Genomic DNA, 14,331 nt, shown 5'->3' with positions numbered 1-14,331 from the left:
CACCGGGCGCGGTGTTCCCACGGAGCGGACAAACCCGCCATACCCGGCCCGGTGCCGACCACCGGATCCGGAATCGACTGCCGCATGGGCACTCTCAGCGCAGCGCGTCCTGCCGGAGTTCCCGCCGAGCGGACATCGGCGGCCTCCCGCCGCTGCGGCGGCGTTAGCGTCGGCGCCCAGCGACACGGACCCACTACCGGAGGTGCACTCACATGACGCTCGACCTCAGCGGAAAGACCGCACTGATCATCGGCGGAGCCGGCGGCATCGGCGGCGCGGGTGCCCGCGCGCTCCTGTCGGCGGGCGCCTCCGTCACGATCATGAGCCGTGACGAGTCGCGGATCGCCGAGTTCGCGGCCGAGCTCGCGTCGCAGGCCCCCGACGGCGCCCGGGTCGATCACATCGCCGGCGACTCGCTCGTCGAGGAGGACGTCGCCGCCGCCGTCGTGCGAGCGGGCGGGGACTCGGGACTGGACATCTGTGTCAGCACCGTCGGCCGGGGCAGCACCACGCCGCTGCTGATGAACAACGCACACGACTTCACCGCCGAGCTCCAGGTCAACATCACCAGCGCGTTCGTCGCGATCAAGGCGTGCGTGCCGGCGATGGCGAAGGCGGGCGGCGGATCGATGGTGTTCACGTCGTCGGTCATCGCGGCGCAGACGTTCCCCTACATGAGCGGCTACTGCGCGGGCAAGGCCGGGCTCGAGGCACTGGTCCGCACGGCCGCCGACGAATTCGGCCACCTCGGCATCCGGATCAACTGCATCCGGCCCGGCCTGGTGAACTCACCGGACAATCCCAAGGTCGCGGCCAGCTTCACGGGCAGCAGGCCGACGGCGTTCCTCGAGCAGACGCCGCTCGGTCGCCTCGGGGTGCCGACCGACATCGCCGGCGCCATCCGGTTCCTGGCGGGGCCGGAGTCGTCCTGGGTGACCGGCACGGCGATCACCGTCGACGGTGGCGCCCACATGCGCAGGGCTCCCGACATCACCCGCCGCCTGCGGGACGAACTCGGCGACGAGGCGGTCGACCTGCTGCTGGCGGGGCGCGCACCGGGTCGACACGAGTGCTGACCGCCGAACGCCGACTGTTATTCTCCAGCCGTGGTTGAGCGCCCCCCGGATAGCGCGATGTCCTACCCCGAGCTTCCGGCGACGGCTTGGGCGGTACTGGGCATGTTCACGTTCGGCGAGAAGCTCACCGGCAACGATCTCAAGCGGTGGGCCGACATGAGCGTCAGGTACTTCTACTGGGGTCCGTCGCTGAGTCAGGTCTACGCGGAACTGAAGAGGCTCGAGGAACTGGACCTGGTCACCTCCACGGTCGTCAGCGAGCCGGGTGTCCGGGCCCGTCGCGTCTACGAGATCACCCGGGCAGGCGTCGACGCGATCCGGGCGTGGTCGCACAGCGCCCCGGTGGAACTGCCCGTGCTCAAGCACGGCGTCGTGCTCCGGCTGTGGATGGGCCACCTGAACGACCCCGAGCACCTGAAGACACTGGTCACCGAACACATCAGGAATCTCGGCGAGATCCGGGACCGGGCCGGCGCGCAGGCCGCGAGGTCCGATCGCGAGCCGGCGTGGGCCTTCAGCGCGTTGAGCCTGCGGTGGGCGCAGCGCTACTTCGAGGCGGAAATGGATCTGGCTCGCGGCATTCTCGAGGACATCGACTCCGCCGCACGGGAGTTCGACAGGGTCGAGGAATTCGACGAGTGGGGCATGCCGAAACCGATCACGCCGGGCAGCTGGCGGACCCGGAGGACGACCGACACCGATCCGGGCGCGGAGAGCTGACCGCGGCCGGATCGTGCGGGGCGCCTCACGCCAGCGCTGGGTGCCGGCCAACGGCCGGCCTGCGCACCACTCCGCTGCGCGCATCCTGGATTTCGCGCCAGATCTGGGCGGCCGCCTCGCGCACCGGGATTCGGAGGCGGTCCCCCGAGAGCACGCGGCCGATGGGCGCACAGACGGACACCGCGGCGACCGCTTCGCGACCGCCGGGCGGGCCGATCGGCGAGGCGACGCAGCCGAACCCGCGGAGGGATTCCTCCCGCTCGTAGGCGATGCCGGTGTCGCGGACCGCCGCGAGCTCCGGCGCCTTGCGCAGCGCGCAGTCGTGCGACGCCAGCAGCGCCTTGCCCACCGCCGACGAGTACGCCGGCATCCGGCCGCCGACCCGGGACGGGACCGCCGCCGCCATCTCGCCACCGATCTTCTCCAGGTAGATCACGTCGGTGCCGTCGAGCACGCAGAGGTGCACGATGCATCCGGTGGTGCGGTGCAGCCACTGCAGGCTGGGCAGGGCGGCCCGCCGCAGTGGGTCCTGGTGCACCGCCGTCGAGCCGAGTTCGATCATCCGCACGCCGAGCCCGTACTCGTTGCCCTGACGGTGCACCCACTTGAGCGCGACGAGCTTCTCGAGTATGCGGTGCACGGAGGACCGCGGCAACCCCGTCCGGAGCACGACCTGCGAGAGGTTCAGCCGTTGCCCGCCATCGAACGCGTCGAGCACAAGCGAGGCTCGCTGCAAGGTGCTGGTGACCGACTCCGTCGCCGCCTGCTGAACCATAGGGGCTCCCTTCACACTGCATGACATGCCTATTTCTAATCGGAAGTGTGTCATGTCGGGGAGCCCAGTGCAATGGGTCACAGAACTGGGCGGCGGGCGCCCACCACTCACGGGCGCTCGGACGGGCGCCGGCGGTGGTGCCGGCGCCCGCCGTTGCCGGAGCTAGACCGAGGCGACGCGGCCCGCGAGATCGTCGGCGAGGGTGCGGGCGACCTCGATCTCGGCGGCCTCGACCATCACCCGAACCAGCTGTTCGGTTCCGGACGGGCGCAGCAGCACGCGCCCGGTGTCGCCGAGCCGACGTTCGGCCTCCGCAACAGCGGCGAGCACCTGCGGGGAGGCCGCGACCGCGGCCTTGTCGGACACCTTCACGTTGACGAGCACCTGCGGCAGGGTGCGCATCACCGACGCGAGGTCGGCGAGCGCGGTGCCGGTCTGCGCCATCCGGCTCATCAGGCGCAACGCGGTCAGCACGCCGTCACCGGTCGTGCCGAAGCCGGGGAGGACGACGTGCCCGGACTGTTCACCGCCGAGGCTGAAGTTGCCGGCGCGCAGTTCCTCGAGGACGTAGCGGTCGCCGACCGAGGTGGTGCGGACCTCGATCCCGGCTTCGCGCATCGCGATGTGCAGTCCGAGGTTGCTCATCACGGTCGCGACGAGGGTGTTGCCCGCGAGCTCGCCGTTCTCGCGCATCGCGACCGCGAGGATCGACATGATCGCGTCCCCGTCGACCACCGTGCCGGTCGCGTCGACGGCGAGGCAGCGGTCGGCGTCCCCGTCGTGGGCGATGCCGAGATCGGCGCCGTGCGCGACGACCGCGGCCCGCAGGTCGTCCAGATGAGTGGAACCGCACCCGGCATTGATGTTGTATCCGTCCGGCGCGGTGTGGATCTCGATCACGGTGGCGCCTGCGGCGCGGTAGGCGGCGGGCCCGACCGTGGATGCGGCGCCGTTGGCCCCGTCGACGACGACGGTCAGCCCGTCGAGCCGGTGCCCGACCGCGGCGGCCAGGTGCGCGAGGTAGCGCTCTGCGGCGTCGGCGGCGGGGACGACCCGGCCGATCGCCGTGCCGGTGGGCCGCGGGACCAGGTCGTGGTCGGCGAGCGCGGCCTCGATGCGGTCCTCGGCCTCGTCGTCGAGCTTGTGACCGCCGGCGGCGAAGATCTTGATGCCGTTGTCGGGCATCGGGTTGTGCGACGCGGAGATCATCACGCCGAGGGCGGCGTCGTAGGCCCCGGTCAGGTGCGCGACCGCCGGGGTGGGCAGCACCCCGACGTCGATGACGTCGACGCCGGCGGAGCACAGGCCGGCGGTGACGGCGGCGGCGAGCATCTCGCCGCTGACTCGGGGGTCGCGGCCGACGACCGCGGTCGGTCTGGGTGTGCTCCGTCCGGACAGCGCCAGCACCGAGGCGGCCGCGCCGGCGATCCGCAACGCCAGTTCCGCGTCGAGGTCCGCGTTCGCGAGACCACGCACACCGTCCGTACCGAACATTCGACCCATGAAGTGAGACCCCTTGCCGTCGGGTTGTCGAGAGTGTCCTGAATCTGGCCGTTCTACGCCGAGAGCAGGCGTCCGGTGTTGCTGGACGCCTGCTCTCGGGTGAACAGGTGCCGATGACCACCACGGAGGTGGTACCGGCAGCGCATCAGCGCTTCGAGTACTGCGAAGCCTTGCGGGCCTTCTTCAGGCCGTACTTCTTGCGCTCGACGGCGCGGGCGTCACGGGTGAGGAAGCCGGCGCTCTTGAGGGCGGGGCGGTCCTCCGGGGTGACCTCGATCAGGGCGCGGGCGATCGCGAGACGCAGGGCGCCTGCCTGACCGGACGGGCCGCCACCGTTGAGGATGGCGGTGATGTCGAAGGACTCGGTCCGCTCGACGGTGACCAGCGGGGCCTTGATCAGCTGCTGGTGCACCTTGTTCGGGAAGTAGTCCTCCATGGTGCGGCCGTTGAGCTTGAACTCACCGGTGCCGGGGGTCAGCCGAACGCGGACGACGGCCTCCTTGCGGCGACCCACGGTCTGGATCGGGCGGTCGATGTAGATCGGGGCCGCGGGAGCGACGGACTCCTCCGCCGCGTACTCCTCGACGACCTCGGCCTCACCGGCGAACTCCTCGACGACGACCTCGGAGGTCTCGTTCTGCTCGGTCACTGTGCCACCTGCTTGATCTCGAACGGAACCGGCTGCTGCGCGGCGTGGGGGTGATTCGGGCCTGCGTAGACCTTGAGCTTGCCGGCGATGGCGCGGCCGAGCTTGTTCTTCGGGATCATGCCGACGATGGCCTTCTCCACGAGACGATCCGGGTTCTTGTCGAGCACCTCGCCGACGGAGCGGGCCTTGAGGCCGCCCGGGTGGCCGGAGTGGTGGTAGACGTACTTGTCCTGCCGCTTGTTGCCGGAGATGGCAACCTTGTCGGCGTTGATGACGACGACGAAGTCGCCGCCGTCAACGTTGGGGGCAAAGGTGGGCTTGTGCTTGCCGCGCAGCAGGTTCGCTGCCTGGACGGCAAGGCGGCCGAGCACCACGTCGGTGGCATCGATGACGTACCACTGGCGGGTGACGTCACCTGCCTTCGGGGCGTAGGTAGACACAGCACTTCCTCGTCATGTCGTATAACTGCTGGCCAAGGCGTGCGGTTCGGAGTCGCTCCCGGCGGCCAGTGGAGACCCGAGAGCCCGCGCTACGAGCGCACCCGAGGATGCGCGTCGTACCGTACGCCGACAGAAGACCTTACCGCCCTGGTCAGGGACGGGTCAAAGTGGGGTCGACCTCAGGAGGAGGGCCGGTCCAGCCTGCCGCGTGCCTCGGCACGCAGCTTGAGCAGATAGAACCCGGACAGGGTCGCGACGACGAGCCAGGCGATCGCGACCTCGACATCGAGGGCGTAGACACCGATCGCGGCGCCGACGAGGCCGGCCAGGAACACGACGGTGCCGAGGATCTTCTTGGTGGGGGGCGGAATTGTGGCCATCGGTCAAACACCTACTCGGGACATCGTCGTCGAACTCGAACACTCGCTCCTTCACGGGACCCCAACACGGTCCCCGCGGCACCGGAGGTGCTCGCCGTCTACACCGGATGGAACGTTAGCGCCGGTCAAGGCTCGATCGCGGGAGGCGCGGCCGGAGAAGTCACATTTCCCGGCGCGCCCACGAAATCGACCCCGCACCGCGCCGGGCGACGCGCAGGCCCGTCATGACGACCTCGCGGCCGCCCTCCTGCACCGTGTCGCGGGCCGACTGCCGGACGCGACCGTCGGCAAGCAGCAGGTCGGCGCCCCGCGCCGGGCATGCCCGGCGAACGAAGCCACCGACGATCCGCTCGACCGGAGCCGACCGTCCGGTGCGACATCGGAGCGTGCGTGAGGCACACCGCACTCGTCGACACGCCGCGGCCCCGCCGACCGGTGGTCGACGGGGCCGCGGCGTGAGGGGGAAATGCGCGGGGGCGAGGCCTACTTGGTGAGCTCGACCATCTCGTGGTCGGCGACGGCACCGGCGAGGACCCGCAGGTGGTCGTCCGCGCCGCCGAGCGTGTGACCGATCGCGGTCAGCCGCGAGACGTAGTGCCCCACCGGGTACTCGGCGGTCATGCCGATGCCGCCGTGCATCTGGATGGCCTCGAGACCGATGTGCCGGGCCGCGCGGCTGATCTGCAGCTTGGCGCGCGACGCGACGATCGGGTCGACGACGCCGTCCGCGAGGGACATGGTGGCGTACAGACTCATGCTGGAGGCCAGCTCGAGCTCGACGTACATGTCGGCGGCCCGCTGGGTCAGCGTCTGGAACTTCGCCAGCGGCACCCCGAACTGCTTGCGCTGCTTGAGGTACTCGGTGGTCAGGCGCAGGGTCTCCGCCATCGCACCGACCGCCTCCGCGCACAGCGCCGCCTGGGTGCGGACCTGCGCGGCCATGATCGCGGCGGACGCGTCGCCGCCTGCCCCGAGCTGCTCGGCCGGGGCGCCGGCGAACTCGATCTGCGCGGCACGCAGGTCGTCGTGGGTGGCGTACGGCTTGCGAGTGACGCCGGCCGCGTCGGCGGCGACCAGGAACAGTCCGGTGCCACCGCCGGGCAGGACCGCGCTGACCACCAGGGTGTCGGCGCAATCACCGTGCAGCACAGGGTTCTTGGTACCGGTCAGCGTCCACCCGTCACCTGCCGCGGTGGCGGTGGTGGCGACGACCTCGTTCGGCCAGCGGCTGCCGGGTTCGGCGTGCGCGAACGCCAGCAGCACTCCCCCCTCGGCGAGCGCGGGCAGGATCTTGGCGCGCTGGTCGGCGGAACCGGCGTCGGCCACCAGCCCGCCCGGGGTGACGACACCGTCGAGGTACGGCTCCGGCGCGAGCGCCCGGCCGATCTCGGTCATCACGGCCATCGTCTCGACCGGTCCGGCGCCCATGCCGCCGTCCTCCTCGGCGAACTGGAGGCCCAGCAGACCGATCTCGGCGAGCTTGCCCCAGACCTCGTCGCTCCAGCCCTTGCCCTCGGCGGTGACGGCGTTGCGCTTCTCCGCGTCGTAGCTGCGGCTCAGCAGTTCGCGGGTGGTGTCCCGCAGCATGACCTGTTCGTCATTGAGTTCGAAATCCATGGCGGCTGCTCACAATCCGAGAATCGAGGAGGAGATGATGTTGCGCTGAACCTCGCTCGATCCGCTGTAGATGGACACCTTGCGGAAGTTCAGGAAGACCGGGGCACTGCGCTGCGCCCAGGCCGGGGAGGCGATGTCCTCGCCGGCCTCGAAGGCCAGCGAGTCGGGGCCGGCCACGTCCATCAGGATCTCGGTGGTGGCCTGCTGCAGTTCGGAACCGCGCAGCTTCAGCAGCGACGACGCCGGGTTCGGCTTGCCGTCCGCGGAGCTGGCGACGACACGCAGCTGGGTCAGCTCGAGGGCGACGAGCTGGTTCTCCAGCTCGGCGAAGCGGGCCGCGAACAGCGGGTCGTCGAGCAGGCTGCCGTCGCCGACCTTGGTCTGTGCGGCGTACTTCTTCGCCTTCGCGAGGCGGGCCTTGCTCGAACCGGTGCGAGTGACGCCGGTGCGCTCGTTGCCGAGCAGGAACTTCGCGTACGACCAGCCGGCGTTCTCCTCGCCGACGAGGTTCTCGGCGGGGACCCGCACGTCCTCGAACCAGACCTCGTTGACCTCGTAGCCGCCGTCGATCAGCTTGATCGGGCGGACGGTGATGCCGGGGGTCTTCATGTCGATGAGCAGGAACGAGATGCCCTGCTGCCGCTTGGGCGCGTCCGGGTCGGTGCGAACCAGTGCGAAGATCCAGTCGGCGTGCTGACCGAGTGTGGTCCAGGTCTTCTGACCGTTGACGATCCAGCTGTCCCCGTCGCGGACCGCGCGGGTCTTCAGCGACGCCAGGTCGGAACCTGCCTCGGGCTCGGAAAAGCCCTGGCACCACCAGATGTCGAGGTTCGCAGTGCCGGGGAGGAACTTCTCCTTCTGCTCCTGTGAGCCGAAGGCGGCGATGACGGGCCCGACCATGTCGGCGTTGAAGGCGAGCGGATCCGGGACGGACGCGAGCTGCATCTCGTCCAGGTAGATGTGACGCTGCACCGGGGTCCAGTTCTTGCCGCCCCACTCGGCCGGCCAGTGCGGCACTGCGAGGCCGTTGGCGTCGAGGATCCGCTGCGTGGTGACGAAGTCCTCGCGAGTCAGCGTGCCGCCGGCGGCGCGCTCCCGGATTTCCGCGGGGATCTGCGTGGTGAAGAACGTCCGCAGTTCGTCGCGGAACTGCAGTTCCTCGTCGGTCAGTTTCAGATTCATGGCGTGCTTTCTGTGTCAGATCTAGGCCCGATCGTCGGTCCGGGATCAGATGTCGTGGCCGTGTCCGCCTGCCGGTGAGCGCCAAAACTAAGCGCTCGCTCATTATCTAAGCGCATGCTTATAATCGTCCCGAGGCCGGTCGTTGTCAAGACCGACGTGCAGAGGCCCGACGGGCGAAGGGAGGTGCCGTGAGCGACACGAACGCATTGCCCCTCACGACTGCGAACACGGTGGTGAGCACGTCAAAGGCGGCGGCCCGGATCCGCGCCGCCGCGGTCGAGGCGTTCGCGGAGAACGGGTACGGCGGCACCACCACCCGGGACATCGCCGCCCGGCTCGGCCTGTCCCCCGCCGCGATGTACCCGCACTACAAGTCCAAGGAGGAGCTGCTCTTCGCGATCAGCTACGAGGGCCACCTGCGGTGCGTCGAGTTGCTCAGGGAGTCGGACCCCACCGACGAGCCCCCCGCCGTCCGCCTCGCGTCGGTGGTGCGCGCGTTCACCCGCTGGCACGCCACACACCACGCTCGCGGGCGGGTGGTGCAGTACGAGATGACGGCCCTGTCCCCCGAGCACTATCGCGAGATCGTGGAACTGCGGCGCGAGATCAGCCGGCTCGTCAAGCGGATCGTGCGCGCGGGCTCGGCGGACGGCTCGTTCGTCGTCCCCGACGTCGAGGGCGTCAACCTCGCGATCAACTCGCTGTGCGTGGACGTGTGCCGCTGGTTCCCCGGTCGCGGCTTCGACGACCCGGATGCGGTCGCCGACCTCTATGCGGAACTCGCGTTGCGCCTTGTGGGTTCGCGCGACACCACCGACGATCGAGCCGTCGGCGCACGCGTCGCCACCGACGGCTGAGCCCTCAGCGCGACCGGGCCTGCAGCGCCAGGATGTCGCCGTGCAGCAGCGCCTGGTAGCCGAGCATCACCTCGTCGAGACCGCCGATCTGGTCACCGACGTGATGGGTGTTCTCCGTGGACAATTCGCGGGCACCGGCCCGCGCGATCAGTTCGTCGATCCGCGAGTCGAGACTCATCGTGCGCTGCACGGCAGCCATCGACCGCAGCTGTCCCTCGGCTTGGCCGAGGAGGTCCCCGATCCGGGCGAGGGCGGCGACACGTTCGACGAGCTGATCCCACACCGGCTCCAGCGCGCGCTGCCGGGACCGGATCTGGTCGCGCGCCGCGTCGCCGTGGGCGGATCGCAGAGCGGCGGACAGCTCGTCGCCGATCCCCCGCAACGCGACGGTGTCGACCGCGATCTGCATCAGCTCGTCGGCGAGGTCGAGCTGGACACGCTGCACCGCAAAGTAGTCGCTGTGCCACGCGGCGGAGCCGTCGATCCGGTCGTACAGCGTCCCGGCCAGGTACAGCAGCGCGTCGAAGCGGTCCGCGAACCGGTCCCCCTGCTGCCCGGCCGCGGAGCCCAGCGCGTCGGCGGCGCGGCGCCCGGCCGCCGCCCACGGCGTGTGCTCGGCGAATCCGGCGAGGCGCTCGGCCGCGACCGACAGTGCCGCCGCGGTGGCCTGATCGGTCCGGCCCTCCGTCATCGGGGCCGGAGTCCTGGTCAGCGCGTCGAACAACTCCTCCCGCTGCGCCGGTTCCAGGTGGAGGCCGTCGCGGCGGTCCCGCCGGATGCTGCGCACCCCGTTCGCCCAGTGTGCCGGCGAGTGCACGAACCTCGCGCGGGCCGTGAGCAGCCGGCGTTCCAGGTCCCCGGCCCGGTACGACGCCAGCACCTGCATCGCGCCGGGTCGCATGCTCCGGGCCTTGTGGTCCAGGCGGGCGTTGTCGTCGGCGAGGATCCGCAGGACGCCGAACCCGCCGACGTCGGGCAGCGTCCGGCCGACTCGCCGCCGGTTCACGACCGTCTGCCGCGTCGACTCGTCGAGATGACCGGCGGCGATCAGGAGTGCGGCGTCGGCCGACAGGTCGCGGCGCGGCCCGTCGATCCGGGCGTCCTCACACCAGCGCCGGACCTGCGCGGTGATCCGCGTCCGTCGCTGCGCCGCCGACTGTGTCGCGTCCATCGGCCCTCCCCGAGTCGATACGTCAGGACTCCACTGTTCCAGAAGTTCGCCGGGCCCGTCACGACCGCTCCTCGGAGGCCGGGACGCCGGGCCGTTCCTCGCCGCCGACCTCGCGGATCAGCACCGGGTCGCCACCGACGACGAGCCGGTCCCGCGCCCTGGACAGCCCGACGTACAGCCGTTCCCGGGACCGTTCGACGCCTCCTTCGCGGCGGAGACGGATTCGGCTGCGGCGGACGCCACCAAGCGGACCCGTGGTCCCTCGCCGCCGCGCAACCGCATGCGCTGCCCGACCAGGCGGTCTCACCGGATCGATCGCCTCGTCACGTCCGGGGCATCCGCCGCGTCGGCCTACACCCTCGCGGACTTCCTGCCGCCGGAGATCGTCGCCCTCGTACCGTCCGCGTCCGCCGACTCGGTCGCGCCGCTGCTTCCGCCGGCCCCGCCCGCTCCCCCCGCTCCGCCGGCACCGCCGGCCCCGCCGGCCCCGCCCGCTCCGCCGGCCGTCGCACCGCAGGCCCCGGGGCCTGCGCCGAGCTGGTCGTATCTCAACTGCACCGAGGCCCGGAACGCGGGGGCCGCCCCGATCCACCGGGGTGAGCCGGGCTACGCACCGCATCTCGATCGCGACAACGACGGCATCGCCTGCGAGTAGCGGCCCGGCAAACCGACCGGACGCCGATCACTCCGTCGGAAGGCGGCGTCCGGCCCGTGCGGCGAGCACCATGTCGCAGCCGAGGACGTCGGCGACCGCCGCCAGGACGTCCAGCTGAACGGTGGCGCGGCCGGATTCGATGGCCTGCACGCTGGATCGGGACACCCCGGCGAGTTCGGCGAGCCGGGCCTGGGTGAGCCCGAGCTGCAACCTCCGGGCGACGAAGCCGTCCGCGATCCGGCCGGCCGGCGCCCGCGCGCTGCGGCGGGGCCGCGATCGGGTGCCGGACGTCGGTGTGCCGGGTTCGGTCACAGCGCACCATCTCCTCGCCTGGGTGTCTGTGGTGGCGCCGTCTGCAGTGTGCGCCGCGACCCGGGCACTGTCCAGCGGTGCTAACCTGCGGCGACCATGACATTTCTGGCATTGGTCCGGCACGGCGAGACGGAATGGAACGCGGAGCGACGCCTGCAGGGGTCCTCCGACATCCCGCTCAACGACACCGGCCGCGCGCAGGCGGCGCGCGCCGGTGCGCGCCTCGCCGCGCACCGATGGGACGTACTGGTCAGCTCTCCGCTCTCGCGCGCGGGCGAGACCGCGGACATCATCGGGACGCATCTGGATCTCGCGCGATCGGCGACGTATCCCGGTCTGACCGAACGGCATTTCGGGGCGGCGGAGGGTGTCACCGACTACGAGGCGTGGGACCTGTGGCCGGACGGGAACTATCCGGGGCTCGAGCCACGCGACGCGATGGCCCGCCGCGGGCTGGCCGCACTCGACGAACTGGCCGACCGTCATCCCGATTCCGCGGTCGTGGCGGTCAGTCACGGCGGTCTGATCCGGTCGGTGCTCGGCGCGATCCACGGCCGGTGGGCGCCACGGATTCCGAACGCCGGCATCAGCATCCTGCATCACGACGGGCGGCGGTGGACCGTGCGCAGCGTTAACGGCGTCGACCTCGGTGGGCACGGTGCGCCGGACCGCGCCGGCGTCACGTCCTGATCGGCGTCCCGGGAGCCGTCGCCGCTTTACACTGGACGAGACAGTGGACACCCTTCGACCGGTCATCGGTTGCCGCCGATGCGGAATCGGGGCCGCCATGCGTACGACAGTTGCCGGAGTCGCCGTCCTCACCGCCCTGACCGTGGTCGGATGCTCCGATCCCGACGACGCGGAGCCGCCGACCGACCAGCAGATCGCGGCGCTGTTCACCACCTGGAACGACGCGCTGGCCACCGGCAACCCGGAGACGGTGGCCGCCCTGTACGCCCCGGACGCGGTGCTGATCCCGACGGTGTCGAACGAGATCCGCACCGATCATGCGGGAATCGTCGCGTACTTCACCGATTTCCTGCCGAACCGGCCGAGCGCGGTCATCGAGCGGTCCATCATCGACGTCCTCGACACCGACCACGCGATCGACACCGGCGTGTACCGGTTCACGCTGCACAAACCGGAAGCCGTCGAGACCGTCGACGCGCGGTTCACCTTCGTGTACGAGAAGCGCGGCGACGCCTGGCTCATCGTCAATCACCATTCGTCGAAGATGCCGGAGTCCTGACCGACTCCCACCGGACACGGCGATTCGGGATGCCCGAATCGTCGGGTGGTCGGTGTTACGTTCCGGAACCATGGGCAACGGCAAAGCTCGAAAGGTCCACGGTCGCGCTCGATCCCGACGGGTTCTCGCCGGGGCCGCGGTCGGTGTGAGCCTGCTCGTGACGACGCCGCCCGCAACGGCCGATCCCGGCGCGAACGGGCCGGCGCCGTGCGTGCCGTTCGGCTCGGCGCAGATCCCGCCGGGACTGCCGTCGGGCGGCGGGTTGGCCGGCTTCGAGCAGTTGCCGGAGTTCCGCGGCGAGGGAGCGCCGACGAGTGTCGAACTTCGCACCGAGACAACCAGTTTCAACCGGTCGTGGGAGTACGCCCTGGTCGGCCCCGACCTGCTGGCCCGCCCGCGGGTCGAGGGACAGCGCAACGGCTTTCCGTGGCGTCACGTCCCGATGCCCGAGTGCATGCGGGGCGTTCTCGCCGGGATCTCGGTCGACGACGACGAGTTGATCGCGATCGACCGCAGCGGCTGGATCTACACGATGGATCAGGCGTCGCAGACACCGATCACGTGGAACTGGACGTCGGCGTTCGGGGCGCCGTTCTGGTTCGGCGGCGGCCGGCGGGTGCCCAACGGATCGCCCGGCACCTGGTCGTTGAGCGTGTCCTCGCCGTTCGACAACCACACGTACACCGACATCGCCGGCCGGATCCACTACGTCGGATGGGCGAAGATGACGATGGTGCCCGCCCTGACGGGCGACGGCAGCCGCATCACCTTCGCCGATCCGTGGCTTCCGAACGACGACAGCAGCGAGATCGGCGGTCCGCTCGGCAGCCGGTTCCGCTCGGCGTACCTCTCCGCGGCCGGATCGACGATGTTCGTGATGAACCGGTACGGGGACATGTACACCCGCACGTTCGACTACGACTCCTCCGGTTCGGACTCCGTGTTCTTCCGATACAGCTGGGACAGTCAGGCGCACAAGCCCACCGCCCCGAACGCCGGGGTCGAGACCCTCGATCGCGGGTTCGCGGCGATCCAACTGCCGGCACCGGACTGGATCCACCAGCCGAAGATCCCCGGTGAGATCACGTCGGCGATCAGTGTGCATTCGACCGGCATCGGCCCGGGCCGACGGGAACTCCGAGTCGAAGGTCGCCGGGACGGCGAAACCGGGTTCTGGCACAAGGATCCGGACGGACCGGGATGGGAGTTCACGGCCACCTCGGCTCCGCTGCTCGGTACGGCGGTCGAGAACCCGGCCGCGGATCGGTCGTCGGACACTCTCGCTCCCCCGGCGCCGTGGAACCTGTCGACGACGTTGCCTGCCCGGGACGGTGCGGTCGACGGTCGGGTGCTGGCCGAGGTGTCGATGCCGTACTCGTTGGTGGACCCGCAGATGCTCGACCTGGTCGGGTTGACTGCGCGGCCGTCGGAGTACCGGTTCGAGGTCGACAGCTTCGATCCGGCCGCGACGACGCGGCCGGCGACCGTGATCGCGGGCGACGGGACGCGGATTCCGGTGTTGATGCACACGGCGGACGGCATGCGGTTGACTCCCCGCGGGGCGGGACTCGACGACGAGCCGCGGCACCTGATCGGCGCGATCGAGGTCCCGGCGGACGCCTACCGCGACCGTCAGGGCAATCCGGCGCTGGAGCGTTTCGTCCGGGAGTGGATGTGGGGCAATCACATTTCGGCGATCACGCTCGACGCCACCCGCGACAGCCTGGTCATTCGCTGACCGCGTG

The 14,331-nt window shown here is 70.5% G+C and carries 16 protein-coding genes; 7 read left to right on the top strand and 9 right to left on the bottom strand.

Going from position 1 to position 14,331, the window contains the following annotated elements:
- Nucleotides 1-212 precede the first annotated feature (212 nt).
- Both ABD951_RS10360 and ABD951_RS10355 read left to right on the top strand, forming a co-directional pair.
- Nucleotides 213-1,076: an SDR family NAD(P)-dependent oxidoreductase gene (locus ABD951_RS10360; RefSeq protein ID WP_345344358.1), complete on the top strand. Its 864-nt coding sequence runs from the start codon at nt 213-215 to the stop codon at nt 1,074-1,076.
- Between the two features lie 57 nt (nt 1,077-1,133).
- Nucleotides 1,134-1,796, top strand: a complete 663-nt coding sequence (locus ABD951_RS10355) for a PadR family transcriptional regulator (RefSeq protein ID WP_345344561.1) — start codon at nt 1,134-1,136, stop codon at nt 1,794-1,796.
- A gap of 25 nt (nt 1,797-1,821) precedes the next feature.
- Here ABD951_RS10355 and ABD951_RS10350 read toward each other — a convergent pair whose 3' ends face one another.
- The 7 genes from ABD951_RS10350 to ABD951_RS10320 form a co-directional block, all read right to left on the bottom strand.
- On the bottom strand, nt 1,822-2,571 hold the full coding sequence (locus ABD951_RS10350) for an IclR family transcriptional regulator (RefSeq protein ID WP_345344356.1): 750 nt from the start codon (nt 2,569-2,571) through the stop codon (nt 1,822-1,824).
- A 162-nt stretch (nt 2,572-2,733) separates the two neighbouring features.
- Complete coding sequence (gene glmM, locus ABD951_RS10345) at nt 2,734-4,074, bottom strand: phosphoglucosamine mutase (RefSeq protein ID WP_345344354.1); 1,341 nt, start codon at nt 4,072-4,074, stop codon at nt 2,734-2,736.
- A gap of 145 nt (nt 4,075-4,219) precedes the next feature.
- Nucleotides 4,220-4,723 carry a 30S ribosomal protein S9 gene (gene rpsI, locus ABD951_RS10340; protein ID WP_345344352.1) on the bottom strand — a complete coding sequence of 168 codons (504 nt, stop codon included), beginning with the start codon at nt 4,721-4,723 and terminating at the stop codon, nt 4,220-4,222.
- Nucleotides 4,720-5,163 carry a 50S ribosomal protein L13 gene (rplM, locus tag ABD951_RS10335; RefSeq protein WP_345344350.1) on the bottom strand — a complete coding sequence of 148 codons (444 nt, stop codon included), beginning with the start codon at nt 5,161-5,163 and terminating at the stop codon, nt 4,720-4,722. The genes rpsI and rplM overlap by 4 nt, the downstream gene beginning before the upstream one ends.
- Nucleotides 5,164-5,342: 179 nt before the next feature.
- Nucleotides 5,343-5,543 (bottom strand): hypothetical protein, encoded by a 201-nt coding sequence (locus tag ABD951_RS10330; RefSeq protein WP_345344348.1) that lies wholly within the window; start codon nt 5,541-5,543, stop codon nt 5,343-5,345.
- 483 nt (nt 5,544-6,026) lie between these two features.
- Nucleotides 6,027-7,160, bottom strand: coding sequence for an acyl-CoA dehydrogenase family protein (locus tag ABD951_RS10325; protein WP_345344346.1), 1,134 nt, complete (start codon nt 7,158-7,160; stop codon nt 6,027-6,029).
- 9 nt (nt 7,161-7,169) lie between these two features.
- A complete protein-coding gene (locus ABD951_RS10320) occupies nt 7,170-8,342 on the bottom strand; it encodes an acyl-CoA dehydrogenase family protein (protein WP_345344344.1) in 1,173 nt (390 codons plus the stop codon).
- Between the two features lie 188 nt (nt 8,343-8,530).
- Between ABD951_RS10320 and ABD951_RS10315 the strand changes: the two genes are divergently transcribed.
- Nucleotides 8,531-9,199, top strand: coding sequence for a TetR/AcrR family transcriptional regulator (locus tag ABD951_RS10315; protein ID WP_345344342.1), 669 nt, complete (start codon nt 8,531-8,533; stop codon nt 9,197-9,199).
- A gap of 4 nt (nt 9,200-9,203) precedes the next feature.
- Here the strand turns inward: ABD951_RS10315 and ABD951_RS10310 are convergent, their stop codons facing one another.
- Nucleotides 9,204-10,370 carry a hypothetical protein gene (locus tag ABD951_RS10310; protein WP_345344340.1) on the bottom strand — a complete coding sequence of 389 codons (1,167 nt, stop codon included), beginning with the start codon at nt 10,368-10,370 and terminating at the stop codon, nt 9,204-9,206.
- A 280-nt stretch (nt 10,371-10,650) separates the two neighbouring features.
- On the opposite strand from ABD951_RS10310, the gene ABD951_RS10305 reads away from it, so the two are divergent.
- Nucleotides 10,651-11,025: an excalibur calcium-binding domain-containing protein gene (locus tag ABD951_RS10305; protein WP_345344338.1), complete on the top strand. Its 375-nt coding sequence runs from the start codon at nt 10,651-10,653 to the stop codon at nt 11,023-11,025.
- 27 nt (nt 11,026-11,052) lie between these two features.
- Here the strand turns inward: ABD951_RS10305 and ABD951_RS10300 are convergent, their stop codons facing one another.
- Entirely contained in the window at nt 11,053-11,337 is a 285-nt protein-coding gene (locus ABD951_RS10300) for a helix-turn-helix transcriptional regulator (RefSeq protein WP_345344336.1), read from the bottom strand.
- A gap of 96 nt (nt 11,338-11,433) precedes the next feature.
- Between ABD951_RS10300 and ABD951_RS10295 the strand changes: the two genes are divergently transcribed.
- From ABD951_RS10295 to ABD951_RS10285, 3 genes are all read left to right on the top strand, one after another.
- Complete coding sequence (locus ABD951_RS10295) at nt 11,434-12,027, top strand: histidine phosphatase family protein (RefSeq protein WP_345344334.1); 594 nt, start codon at nt 11,434-11,436, stop codon at nt 12,025-12,027.
- Nucleotides 12,028-12,124: 97 nt separating this feature from the next.
- On the top strand, nt 12,125-12,586 hold the full coding sequence (locus ABD951_RS10290; RefSeq protein WP_345344332.1) for an SgcJ/EcaC family oxidoreductase: 462 nt from the start codon (nt 12,125-12,127) through the stop codon (nt 12,584-12,586).
- A 70-nt stretch (nt 12,587-12,656) separates the two neighbouring features.
- Nucleotides 12,657-14,324 (top strand): hypothetical protein, encoded by a 1,668-nt coding sequence (locus ABD951_RS10285; protein WP_345344330.1) that lies wholly within the window; start codon nt 12,657-12,659, stop codon nt 14,322-14,324.
- The last annotated feature ends 7 nt before the right edge of the window (nt 14,325-14,331 follow it).

It is taken from the genome of Rhodococcus olei (assembly GCF_039540555.1).
Classification (GTDB): Bacteria; Actinomycetota; Actinomycetes; order Mycobacteriales; family Mycobacteriaceae; genus Rhodococcus_G; species Rhodococcus_G olei.
The sequence above is the reverse complement of the archived record's forward strand: the minus strand, read 5'-3'. Positions and strand labels throughout refer to the sequence as shown.

Bases quoted from the DNA above. Each gene is read 5' to 3' on its own strand.
- ABD951_RS10360 (WP_345344358.1), top strand. From the start codon at position 213: ATGACGCTCGACCTCAGCGGAAAGACCGCACTGATCATCGGCGGAGCC.
- ABD951_RS10355 (WP_345344561.1), top strand. From the start codon at position 1,134: ATGTCCTACCCCGAGCTTCCGGCGACGGCTTGGGCGGTACTGGGCATG.
- ABD951_RS10350 (WP_345344356.1), bottom strand. From the start codon at position 2,571: ATGGTTCAGCAGGCGGCGACGGAGTCGGTCACCAGCACCTTGCAGCGA.
- glmM (WP_345344354.1), bottom strand. From the start codon at position 4,074: ATGGGTCGAATGTTCGGTACGGACGGTGTGCGTGGTCTCGCGAACGCG.
- ABD951_RS10330 (WP_345344348.1), bottom strand. From the start codon at position 5,543: ATGGCCACAATTCCGCCCCCCACCAAGAAGATCCTCGGCACCGTCGTG.
- ABD951_RS10325 (WP_345344346.1), bottom strand. From the start codon at position 7,160: ATGGATTTCGAACTCAATGACGAACAGGTCATGCTGCGGGACACCACC.
- ABD951_RS10320 (WP_345344344.1), bottom strand. From the start codon at position 8,342: ATGAATCTGAAACTGACCGACGAGGAACTGCAGTTCCGCGACGAACTG.
- ABD951_RS10310 (WP_345344340.1), bottom strand. From the start codon at position 10,370: ATGGACGCGACACAGTCGGCGGCGCAGCGACGGACGCGGATCACCGCG.
- ABD951_RS10305 (WP_345344338.1), top strand. From the start codon at position 10,651: ATGCGCTGCCCGACCAGGCGGTCTCACCGGATCGATCGCCTCGTCACG.
- ABD951_RS10295 (WP_345344334.1), top strand. From the start codon at position 11,434: ATGACATTTCTGGCATTGGTCCGGCACGGCGAGACGGAATGGAACGCG.
- ABD951_RS10290 (WP_345344332.1), top strand. From the start codon at position 12,125: ATGCGTACGACAGTTGCCGGAGTCGCCGTCCTCACCGCCCTGACCGTG.
- ABD951_RS10285 (WP_345344330.1), top strand. From the start codon at position 12,657: ATGGGCAACGGCAAAGCTCGAAAGGTCCACGGTCGCGCTCGATCCCGA.